General features: G+C 27.7%; 14 protein-coding genes. All 14 read left to right on the top strand.

What is annotated here, in order from left to right:
• Nucleotides 1-176 precede the first annotated feature (176 nt).
• A complete protein-coding gene (locus KQI16_RS06605; protein WP_216432940.1) occupies nucleotides 177-2312 on the top strand; it encodes a BglG family transcription antiterminator in 2136 nt (711 codons plus the stop codon).
• 28 nt (nucleotides 2313-2340) lie between these two features.
• On the top strand, nucleotides 2341-3162 hold the full coding sequence (locus KQI16_RS06600) for a transketolase (protein WP_216432939.1): 822 nt from the start codon (nucleotides 2341-2343) through the stop codon (nucleotides 3160-3162).
• 12 nt (nucleotides 3163-3174) lie between these two features.
• Entirely contained in the window at nucleotides 3175-4098 is a 924-nt protein-coding gene (locus KQI16_RS06595) for a transketolase family protein (protein ID WP_216432938.1), read from the top strand.
• Nucleotides 4099-4233: 135 nt separating this feature from the next.
• A complete protein-coding gene (locus tag KQI16_RS06590; RefSeq protein ID WP_216432937.1) occupies nucleotides 4234-4680 on the top strand; it encodes a PTS sugar transporter subunit IIA in 447 nt (148 codons plus the stop codon).
• Nucleotides 4681-4692: 12 nt separating this feature from the next.
• Nucleotides 4693-4977, top strand: a complete 285-nt coding sequence (locus KQI16_RS06585) for a PTS sugar transporter subunit IIB (RefSeq protein ID WP_216432936.1) — start codon at nucleotides 4693-4695, stop codon at nucleotides 4975-4977.
• A gap of 34 nt (nucleotides 4978-5011) precedes the next feature.
• Entirely contained in the window at nucleotides 5012-6268 is a 1257-nt protein-coding gene (locus tag KQI16_RS06580) for a PTS ascorbate transporter subunit IIC (protein ID WP_216432935.1), read from the top strand.
• 26 nt (nucleotides 6269-6294) lie between these two features.
• A complete protein-coding gene (gene fsa, locus KQI16_RS06575) occupies nucleotides 6295-6942 on the top strand; it encodes a fructose-6-phosphate aldolase (protein ID WP_216432933.1) in 648 nt (215 codons plus the stop codon).
• A 552-nt stretch (nucleotides 6943-7494) separates the two neighbouring features.
• Entirely contained in the window at nucleotides 7495-8139 is a 645-nt protein-coding gene (gene fsa, locus KQI16_RS06570; protein WP_216432931.1) for a fructose-6-phosphate aldolase, read from the top strand.
• Between the two features lie 132 nt (nucleotides 8140-8271).
• Nucleotides 8272-8880, top strand: a complete 609-nt coding sequence (locus tag KQI16_RS06565; RefSeq protein ID WP_216432929.1) for a DUF3793 family protein — start codon at nucleotides 8272-8274, stop codon at nucleotides 8878-8880.
• 19 nt (nucleotides 8881-8899) lie between these two features.
• On the top strand, nucleotides 8900-9283 hold the full coding sequence (locus tag KQI16_RS06560) for a GNAT family N-acetyltransferase (RefSeq protein ID WP_286172917.1): 384 nt from the start codon (nucleotides 8900-8902) through the stop codon (nucleotides 9281-9283).
• Entirely contained in the window at nucleotides 9258-9464 is a 207-nt protein-coding gene (locus tag KQI16_RS12955) for a GNAT family N-acetyltransferase (protein ID WP_330654154.1), read from the top strand. The genes KQI16_RS06560 and KQI16_RS12955 overlap by 26 nt, the downstream gene beginning before the upstream one ends.
• Before the next feature lie 110 nt (nucleotides 9465-9574).
• Nucleotides 9575-10099 (top strand): spore coat protein, encoded by a 525-nt coding sequence (locus KQI16_RS06555; protein WP_216432927.1) that lies wholly within the window; start codon nucleotides 9575-9577, stop codon nucleotides 10097-10099.
• A gap of 96 nt (nucleotides 10100-10195) precedes the next feature.
• Nucleotides 10196-11470 carry a Y-family DNA polymerase gene (locus tag KQI16_RS06550; RefSeq protein WP_286172916.1) on the top strand — a complete coding sequence of 425 codons (1275 nt, stop codon included), beginning with the start codon at nucleotides 10196-10198 and terminating at the stop codon, nucleotides 11468-11470.
• Between the two features lie 45 nt (nucleotides 11471-11515).
• Nucleotides 11516-11767: a hypothetical protein gene (locus KQI16_RS06545; protein ID WP_216432925.1), complete on the top strand. Its 252-nt coding sequence runs from the start codon at nucleotides 11516-11518 to the stop codon at nucleotides 11765-11767.
• Nucleotides 11768-11887: the final 120 nt, after the last annotated feature.

Raw genomic sequence — 11887 nt, 5'->3', positions numbered from 1 at the left:
TCTACAATCATATTATGCTTTGGCTATGATATGTGTTACAGCTTTATTAAAATGATTTAATTAATAATAAAATAAGTTCATATTTTCACATTTAAACAGAAAAGAAAGATTATAGTAAACGGTTAAAGAAAAAAATATAAATATATATAATTAAATTATAAGAAGGAGTGATAAGTATGGAGCTTAATAAGGAATGTATGGAGATACTTCAATATATGATTAATAAGGACAATTATATAAAAGTTGAAGAATTAGCAAAAAAATATAATCTTACAGATAGAGCTATAAGATACAAGATAGATAAAATAGAAAGATTTTTAATTAGAAGTGGATTTGGATATTTTGATAAAAAGTATGGAAAAGGTATTAGAGTAACTAATAGTAAAGAACTTAAAGTTTATATAGATAAGTTTGTATCAGAAGACACTCCATATAAATATGCATATTCAAAAGAAGAAAGAGAGTTATTTATAACTTTAAAACTTCTTCAGGCAAATGATAATATGAAACTTAAATATTTTGAAGAAAAGCTTTGTATTTCTAAAAATACTCTTTTAAAGGCAATTGATAATATAGAGGAATTTTTAAGCAGATATAATCTTAAATTAATAAGAAAATCTAAAGTAGGACTTTATGTTGAAGGTAATGAAAATTATAAAAGAAAGGCAATATTGGATATTATATCTCAAAGTGTTTCGGCTGAGGATTTTGTGAAATATGTTTCTAAAAAATCAAGTGAATCTAAAATTAATAAACTTCAATTTGATACTTTATTTGCTGACATAGATATAGATTTTATTGATAGTTTAGTAAAAGAAGCTGAAAAAAAATTAAAAAGAGAGTTTAGTGATGAAGCATACGGAGGGTTAATGACCCATTTAGCAATTATGATAAAAAGAGTTCAAATAGATAAGGTTATAAATAAATTTGAATTTAATAATGATTTTGTAGAAAATACCTTGGAATATGAAGTTGCATTAGAAATTATTAAGAAAATAGAAGATAAATATAAAATAGAAGTTCCAAAAGATGAGATTTCTTATATAGTAATTCATCTTTTAGGAGCTAAAGTTGTTAATAATAGCTATCAAGTTGATATGAGGGAAGATAATAAACTTTTGCATATCATAGATTTTATGACTAAATATATAGAGTCTTATTACAAAATTAATTTAGAAGAAGAAAGGGAATCTTTATATCAGGGTTTATTACTACATTTGAGGCCAAGCTTATATAGGATAAAATATGGTTCTAAAATTGTAAATCCACTTATTGAAAGAATAAAATCTGAGCAATCTCAATTATTTAAAGTAGTAACTTTAGCCTGCAAATATCTTGAGGAGTATATAAATAGTGAATTAGGAGAGCATGAAATATCATATATAGTACTTCATTATGCAGCAGCAATTGCTAGATATAAACAAAAAAATAATAGAAAAGCAAGAGTAATAGTTGTTTGTGGCTCAGGAGTAGGATCATCTAAATTAATTGCATCTAAGATTATAGAAAAATTTAATGTAGAAATATTAGGCACTTATGCTAGTAGAAGTATTACAAGTGAAATGAAAAATAATTGTGATTTTATTATAAGTACTTTAGACATTCCTAGTTTAAATAAAGATGAATATATTAAAGTCTCTCCATTAATTACAAATGAAGATTTAAGGAAAATTGAGAAATATATTATACCTATCGCAAAAGCAAAAAAAGATAGTGGGGAAATTTCCTTGCTTAATAGGATTTTAGATAAAGTTAGAAAGTATTGCAAAATTAGTAATGAAGAGCAATTACGATATGAAATATTATATGAAATTAAAAAACGAGAAGACATAGATGAAGAAATAGATAATGATTTTAAAGAAAAGTATTTTTTAAGAGATTTTATAAAAAGAGAAAATATTGAATTAAAAGTAAACTGCAAGGATTGGAAAGATGCTATATCTAAAGGGGTAGATATTTTAATAAGAAAAAATAATGTAACAGAAGCATATAAGAGTGAAATAATTAAAAAATTAGAAGAACTTGGACCATATATGGTTATAGCTCCAGGAATATGCTTATCTCATATTGATATGGTAGATGAAATTGATAAAACATCAATGAGCCTTATAAATTTGAAATATCCAGTTAAATTCAATAGTGAGTTTAATGATCCTGTAAGGTTGATTTTAACCTTTGCATCTAAGGATAAAGAATCTCATCTTAATGCTTTGTTGGGATTTATGAATTTAATAAATAATCCTGAGGACAGAAATAAATTGTTTTTTGCCTCATCTAAAGATGAAGTTATAGATGTAATTAAAAAATATTAATAAAAGTCTATTAAAGGAGGAAGAAGTTATGAAAAAGCAAGAAATTAGTTTTCTTGAAGAAAAATGTAAAGAAGTGAGAAGACTTATATTAAAAGAAATTCATAGTATTGGAAAGGGTCATTATGGTGGTTCTCTTTCAATAGTAGAAGCTCTAGTTCTTCTTTATAATAAAGAAATGAATATTAATGTAGAAAATCCTAAAATGGAAGGAAGAGATAGATTAGTTTTATCTAAGGGACATGCAGGCCCAGCTCTTTATGCAGTATTAGCAGATAAAGGATATATATCAAAAGAAGAATTATTAACATTAAATAAGGGAAATACCAATTTACCAAGTCATTGCGATATGAATAAAACTAATGGAGTAGATATGACAACAGGATCTTTAGGACAAGGAATAAGTTGTGCTGTTGGTATGGCAAAGGCCTCCAAGATAAAGAAAGATAATGCATATATTTATTGTATTGTAGGAGATGGAGAATGTGATGAAGGAGAGGTTTGGGAAGCAGCATTGGCGGCTAGTTCTTTTAATCTAAATAATTTAATTGTTTTTGTTGATTATAATAAAATGCAACTGGATGGGAAGCTAGAAGATATAATAAGAATGGATAATATGGATAAAAAGTGGGAGGCTTTTGGGTTTTTTGTTCAAAATATTAAAAATGGCCACGATATAGAGGAAATTCATGAAGCAATAGAAAAAGGTAAAAAGCAGGATAAGCCAGTTGCAATTATATTAAATACAGTAAAAGGAAAAGGCATATCTTTAATTGAAAGTGCAGGATATAAAAATCATAGTATGGGATTAACTGATGAGCAATTTAAAAAAGCATTAGAAGAGTTGAAATAGGAGGATAAAACTATGGAAATGAGAAAAGTCTTATGTAGTGTTATGGAAGAATTAATGCATAAAGATGAGAATATAGTATTTATGGATGCAGATTTAGCAGAAGCTAATGGGACAATGCCACTAAGAGATATTTTCCCAGAAAGAGCTTTTGATGTTGGAATAAGTGAACAAAATATGGCAGGAATGGCCGCTGGGATGAGTGCTTATGGAATGAAACCATATATTTGCACATTTACTCCATTTGCATCAAGGAGAATATGTGACCAAATAGCAATTTCTATGGCTTATGCAAAACAAAATGTGAAAATTATAGCAACGGATGCTGGTATAGCAGCTGAAACAAATGGTGGAACTCATATGAGTTTTGAAGATATTGGAGTATTAAGAAGTATTCCAAGTATCACTATTATAGATGTTGTCGATGAATTTCAATTAAGAGAAGTACTATATAAAACTGTTGATTATAAAGGAGTTGTTTATATAAGAATAGTTAGAAAAGAGACTGCAAAAGTTTTTGATGAAAATTATAAGTTTAATTTATTAAAGGCTGATGTTTTAAAAGAAGGAAAAGATATAACTATCTTTTCAACAGGTATAATGACTGGCTTTGCAGTAGAAGCCGCAGCTATTCTAAAAGAACAAGGTATAGATGCTGAGGTTATTTCTGTTCATACTATTAAACCGATAGATAGAGAAACAATAGTAAATTCTCTTAAGAAAACTAAAAAAGCAGTTACAATTGAAAATCATAATGTAATAGGTGGATTATATAGCGCTATTGCAGAAGTTTCATGTAGTGAATCTCCAAGTTATATAAGGGCATTAGGAGTACAAGATCATTTTGGTGAAGTTGGAAATATGAAATTTTTAAGAGAAAAATATAAAATGGCTACTGAAGATATAGTTGATGAATGTAAAAAGATGTTGGGTTTTTAAATTTTAAATTAATATAAAGTTCAATTTTTCAAAATTTATTTGAATGTAATAGTGCTGTAAACATATTCATTGTTAGGATGGAAGTTAATATAATAAAAATATGCAGAAGGTCAAAGAAATGGGAGATATGAATATATGTTAATAGATATACTAAGAGAAGAACTAATAAAATTAAATGTAAAATGTAATGATTGGAAGGAGGCGATAGAGGAAGGTGCTTATTTATTAGAAAAGGAAGGCATAGTAAATAAAAATTATAAAGAAGCAATAATAAATAATTTTTATGAATTAGGACCATATATGGTAATAGCCCCAGGAATTGTATTATCCCATGCAAGACCGGAAGCTGGAGTAAATAAGAATGGAATTAGTATTCTGACATTAGAGAGTCCTATAGAATTTGGAAGTGAGTTGAATGATCCAGTTAAATTAATAATTACGCTAGCAGCCAAGGATAATACAAGTCATTTAAGTTCTTTATCGAAATTAATGGAGATTCTAATGAATAGTGATGATTTAAACTCTATAATTAATGCTAAAACAGTTCAAGAAGTAGTAAAAATTATTGAAAAGTATAGTTAGGAGGAATGTATTATGAAAATTTTAGTTTGTTGCGGATCAGGATTAGGAAGCAGTTTTATGATTGAAATGAATATTAAAAATGTATTGAAATCTTTAGGAATAAATGGAGTAACTGTTGAACATTCAGACTTGTCATCAGCAAAAGGCATTAAGGCAGATGTTTATGTGGGTACAAGAGATATAGCTGTTAGACTTGAAGGATTAGGTGGAGAGGTGGTATCTCTAAATAATATGATAGATAAAAAAGAACTAGAAGATAAGTTAGTAGAAGTATTAAAAAAATTAAATTATATTTAAATATAAAAATTATTAATTAATAGGGGGATAAAATATGTTAGATTTTATAGTTGATATACTTAGTGAACCATCTGTGTTGGTTGGATTAGTTGCACTTATAGGATTAATATTACAGAGGAAGTCTATTACTGATTGTATTACAGGAACAGTTAAAACAATAATGGGATTTTTAGTTTTAAGCGGTGGAGCTGCATTAGTACAAGGAGCACTTGGTCATTTTGGAAATATGTTTGAATATGGATTTGGAATGACTGGTATAGTTCCAAATAACGAAGCAATAGTAAGTGTTGCTCTTAATGATTTAGGAAGAGAAACAGCTTTAATTATGGCTTTAGGTATGGTAGTTAATATTTTAATTGCAAGATTTACAAAGATGAAATATATATTTTTAACAGGTCACCATTCTTTATATATGGCTTGTATGTTAGCAGCTATTTTATTTGCAGGAGGAATTAAAGGAACAGCTGCAATAGTTATAGGTGCATTATTATTAGGATTCATTATGGCGGCAATGCCTGCAATGATTCAACCTTTTATGAAAAAGCTTACTGGATCAGATGATGTTGCATTCGGACACTTTGGTACTTTTGGATATGTTGTATCAGCATTAGTTGGAAAAGTTGTTGGTAAAAATTCTAAATCAACAGAAGAAATAAATTTTCCACAAGGTTTGACATTTTTAAGAGATACATCAGTTGCAATTTCCTTAACTATGCTAGTTTTATTTTTAGTCGTAGCAATAGCAGCTGGCCCAGAATATGTAGCAGAAATTAGTGGTGGACAAAACTTTTTAGTATTTTCTCTAATTCAAGCTATAACATTTGCTGGTGGAGTTTATGTTATATTAGCTGGTGTTAGATTAATTCTTGCAGAAATAGTTCCAGCATTTAGAGGAATTGCTATGAAGTTAGTTCCTAATGCTAAACCTGCTTTAGATTGTCCTGTTGTTTTCCCTTATGCACCAAATGCAGTTTTAATAGGGTTCTTATCAAGCTTTGTTGGTGGTATTGTTGGATTATTTATATTATTAGCATTAGGTGCGCCAGCAATTTTACCAGGGGTTGTTCCTCATTTCTTCTGTGGAGCTACTGCAGGTGTATTTGGTAATACTACAGGTGGTAGAAGAGGAGCTATAATAGGAGCTTTTGTTCATGGATTATTAATAACATTCTTACCAGCATTATTGATGCCAGTATTAGGAAATCTTGGATTTGCGGGTTCAACATTTAGTGATGCAGACTTTGGAGTATTTGGAATATTAATAGGAAAAATATTAACATTATTCCAATAATGCTGTTTTAACTTAGGAGGTAAATTATGAAGTTATTTTTAGATACAGCAATAGTTGATGATATAAAAAGAGCTAATGATATGGGAGTAATTAGTGGAGTTACAACAAATCCTACTCTTATAGCTAGGTCAGGAAGAGATTTTATAGAAGTAATAAAAGAAATTACATCTATTGTAGATGGACCTATAAGTGCAGAAGTTATGGGAAAGACTGCAGAAGAAATGATAATGGAAGGATTGGAACTTTCAAAAATTCATGATAATATAGTTATTAAAATTCCTATGTGTGAAGAAGGTTTAAAGGCTACAAAAGAATTAAGTAAAAAAGGAATAAAGGTAAATGTAACACTTATCTTTTCATCAGGACAAGCTTTATTAGCTGCAAGAGCAGGTGCTAGCTTTGTAAGTCCATTCTTAGGAAGACTTGACGATATTGGATTTGATGGAATGTATTTAATAGAAGAAGTTTCTAAAATTTTTAAAGCTCAAGGAATTAAAACTGAAATAATAGCAGCAAGTATAAGAAATCCAATTCATGTTTCAAAAGCAGCTATGCTTGGCGCAGATATTGCCACAATTCCTATGTCAGTATTAAATCAAATGATGAAACATCCTCTTACTGATTCAGGAATTGCAAAATTTATTGCTGATTGGAACAGTGTAAACAATATATAAAATTAAACAAGAATCTACATTATAGAACAATAAAACAATGTCTATATGTAGATTCTTTTTTATATAAATAGAACAAATAAAGATTCAGCTAACACTATTATAAATAATTTATTATATATAAATAATCTTTCGACTAAGTATACACAAATCACTACTCATAATAGTACTTCGCTCCACCATATAAGATATTTACACAACCTTATTTAACCTCACAGCCAAATAAGATCATTACAACACCTTATATGATGTTATCTCAACTATATATGATAGATTGGAGTATTATTATAGTAAAAGAATATTAATAAATCTTCGACCATAATAACACTTTTCTCCACCATATATAATCTACTAAAAGGAACCAAATCATTCTTCTGGAGCCAAGAATAGTTTAGTTCGTGATGAATCTTTATTTGTTCTACAATAATATTTTCACCAAATTTATTATTAGTATTCTGGTAATTTATTCTTATGAATGATATTATTTATATAGAGATATAATATTTTAGAATATTATAATCTTATTTTTAAAATTATGGGACAGGAGGATTTATGATGAAATTTTTTTTAGACACAGCTAATATTAATGATATCAGGGAAATTAATAGCTTAGGTGTTATAGCAGGCGTAACTACAAATCCATCATTAATTGCAAAAGAAAAGAAGGATTTATTTGAAACTCTAAAGGAAATAGCTTCAATAGTAGATGGCCCAATAAGTGGTGAAGTTATTAGTTTAGATTATGAGAATATGATAAAGGAAGCAGAAAATTTAGCAGCTATTCATCCTAATATAGTAGTGAAAATACCTATGACTTACGATGGATTGAAATCGGTTTCCTATTTATCTAAAAAAGGAATAAAAACAAATGTTACTTTAATTTTTTCAGCAGCACAAGCATTGCTTGCAGCTAGAGCAGGAGCTGCTTATGTTTCACCATTCTTAGGAAGATTAGACGATATTGGTTCTAATGGCTTAATGTTAATTAAAGATGTTAGTGAGATATTTAATATTCATGGAATAAAAACAGAAATAATTGCAGCATCAATTAGAAATCCAATTCATGTAATTGAGGCTGCAAAATTAGGAGCACATATAGGAACAGTTCCTCCATCAGTAATAAGAACTTTATTAAAGCATCCATTAACTGATATAGGAATAGAGAAGTTTATGGCAGATTGGAAATCTGTTAATAACTAGAAAGTTAAATTAAAAGGCTGAAAAATCAGCCTTTTAATTTTATCTAAAAGCTTCATAGCATATTCTAATATCTTATTGGAAAAATAATTTAAAAGATAAAATTATTATTTTACAAAAGATAAAGGAGCTGCTATGAATATAATAGATTTTTATAATAGTTTAGCTAGAGTCAATTCCAAGGAAGTTATAGAAAGATTTTTATTATTTCATAGTTCTTTGGTTATTTCTGGAATAAAGCCTTCTGTAACAATTACCATTAAGAAAAATAAAGAAGATTTTTATGAAAGCTGGATTAAATATGGGAATGAATTTTTAAATAAATTAAATTTAGAATATATAATTTTAAGAGAAAATGATAGTTCTATAATATTATTAATTTTTAATAGAAAAATTTTAAAAAATCATCTTTTTCAAGAGAGTAACATTAAATTTTTAAAGAGAATTGGCTATAGTGAAAATAGGGATTTAAACTATTATTTGAGAAAGTTAAAGAATAGATATAAGAAATATAATTGCCCTAATGAATTAGGAATTTTTCTTGGAATACCAGTTGCTGATGTTATTGATTTTATAGAAAATAATAAAAAATGTTTAGGGATTGGCTACTGGAAAATATATAATGATTATGATACAGCAATTAAAATTTTTAAAAAATATGATGAAGTAAGAAATAAAACAATAAATGATATAATAAAGGGGATTCCTTTAGAAAAAATAATAAAAAATATTAGTGTATTATAATTTTCATAAGAAGAATGGTATGATAAATAAAGAAAGAGAACATCAAATTGTTTTGAAAAGATATATTAATGAAAATGATTATAAAATAATTAATGAATTGCAGGAACTTTGCATTAAAGAAGATAAGGTAAATTTAAAGTTAGAGTTAGATTATAAGCTTAAGCTTCCTAAAAACTATGAAAAATCTTTTAAAGAAACTAATGAATATTTATATTATATTAATGATAAATTAGCAGCTTATCTTGGTATTTCAAGCTTTGACGGAAATACAGCTGAAATAAATGGAATGGTTCATCCTGTGTGGAGAAGAAGGGGAATATTTACTAAGCTATGTTCTTTAGCTATTGAGGAAAGTATAAGAAGAAAGCAAAGCTTTTATAACAGGTTTTGGAATAACTCCTGAATTTAGAGCTAGAGGGTATGGAAGACAAGCCTTATCTACAATTCTAAATTTACTTAATAAGGAAGATATATTTTGGGCTGAATTAGATGTAGAAGTTAAAAATAAAGGAGCTCTTAAATTATATACTTCCTGCGGTTTTAAAGAAGAGTCTATTATGAATTATTATGAATATAGGGGTTAGACTATAGAGCTTTGAGTAAAAATTAATATATCCTCCGAAAAAAATCATTCCTTTTTCTAAGGTATAAAAGATAATAATTTACACAAGATAATATAGGAGGTGTTTTTATTATGAATTTTACATTAACTCAAAAGGAAAGAATGCTACTTGAAGATCAAAAGAATCATGAGCAAATTTGTATAGAAAAATATAGTAAATATGCATGTGAAGCTCAAGATCCACAATTAAAACAAATACTTAAAGAAAATGAACAAATTGAAAGAACTCACCTAGCTACTATTAATCAATTATTAAATGGAACAATTCCTCAAATGAACCAACAACAAGGTCAACAAGGACAACAACAAGGTCAACAACAAAATCAAGGAATGCAGGCTCAGGGAATGCAACAAGCTCAAGGGGCAAATATGCAGCAAAATCAAGCTTCTCCTCAAGGAAAATTATCTGATAAAGATATATGCACAGATTTATTAATGACAGAAAAATATGTTTCTGGAACTTATGATGTTGCAATTTTTGAGTTTACAAATCCTCAAGTTCGTGATGTTTTAAATCATATACAAAAAGAAGAACAGCAACATGGAGAAAAAATATTTAATTATATGCAAAGCAAAGGAATGTATAATGTTCAATAAGTAGAAAGCTGGCTTAAAAGTCAGCTTTTTATTTTATATGAATTTACAAAAGTATTTACAAATAAACATATGTTCGATATTATAAAAGGAGAATATATGTTTGGGGTTGATGTTATGAATGAGAACCAGGATAAGATAATTTTTCATATTGATGTTAATTCTGCATATTTATCTTGGAGTGCAGTAAAACTTTTACAGTATGGTGGAAAGGTTGACATTAGAAATTTACCTGCTGTTATTGGGGGGAGCGAAAAAAATAGGCATGGAATAGTTTTAGCAGCTTCAATACCTGCAAAACAATTTGGAATAAAAACGGGAGAAACTCTTTATTCAGCTAGGCAGAAATGCAGAAATTTAAAAATATATCCTCCAGATTATAGCTGGTATTTAAAAAGCAGCAATGCATTATATGAACTTTTGAAATTATATTCTCCATTTGTTGAAAGATATAGTATAGATGAATGTTTTATGGATGTAACTCATTTTAAAGACAATTATTTGAATATAGCGGAAGAGATAAAGAATAGAATATCAAAAGAACTTGGATTTAATTGTAATATAGGAATTTCAACTAATAAGTTATTAGCTAAAATGGCAAGTGATTTAAAACCTAAGAATGCCATTCATACCTTATTTAAATATGAAATAAAAGATAAAATGTGGCCTCTTCCAGTTGAGAATTTATTTATGGTAGGGAGGGCAACTGAAAGGAAATTAAAAAATTTAAATATTAATACCATTGAGGAGCTGGCAAATTATGATGATAATATTTTAAGAACTAAGCTTAAATCTTATGGAAAGATAATAAAGGATTATGCAAATGGAATTGATAATTCTCAAGTTAGGAAAAATGGTAATTTAGATATTAAGGGAATAGGAAATTCAGTAACAATAGCTTATGATGTTATAAATGAAAAGGAAGCCTTTAATATTTTGCTATCATTAACAGAGAGTGTTGCTTTAAGGCTTAGAGAGAGTAAAAAGTTATGCTCAGTAGTTGTAGTCAGTATAAAGACAAGTAATTTTATATATTATTCTCACCAGAGAAAAATTGCAACTCCTACTGATTCTACTAATTTAATATTTAATGAAGTAAAAAAGACTTTTAGGGAAATGTGGAATAAAGAAAGTATTAGGAGTCTAGGAGTAAGGGTAACAGATCTTTCTAATTTAGAGTATTATCAAGGAGATTTTTTTAATTTTAAAAAAATAGAAAAAGAAGTTAAATTAGATAGAGCTATAGATTTCATAAGAAAAAAATATGGAAATGAGGCTATAATTAGGTCAAATTTTTTGCATTCGGGATTAAGACCTTTGAGTGGGGGAACAGGATCTTTTTATGATTATCCTATGATGAGAAGCATGTTATAATAAATAGTAATTGCGATAAATTATAATATAAAATAGGTGATAAATATGATAAGTGGATTTTGCTATAAAACAGCAATGGGTGATATAACAATCATAGAGAATGGAGAGGCAATTATAGAAGTTGATTTTGGAAATAATTTAAATAGAGAAACAGAAATAAAAGAAACTAAATTAATAAGGAAGGCTAAAGAACAATTAGATGAATATTTTAATGGAGAGAGAAAAGAATTTACTTTGCCTTTAGAACCAAAAGGCACAGATTTTCAAAGAAAGGTTTGGCAAACTTTAATCAATTAAGATAGTGTAAAGTTTCGTATGAAAAAATGAGCAGAAGTTTATTTGAGCAATTTTAATAACTTAACATTAATTTATTAGATTAATTTGTAATTTCAAGCACAAGAAAAAGGCCTTCGGTTG

It is taken from the genome of Caproiciproducens sp. MSJ-32 (assembly GCF_018918055.1).
Classification (GTDB): Bacteria; Bacillota; Clostridia; order Clostridiales; family Clostridiaceae; genus Clostridium.
Note: the sequence above shows the minus strand (reverse complement) of the source record. Positions and strands in the feature narration are given on the sequence as shown.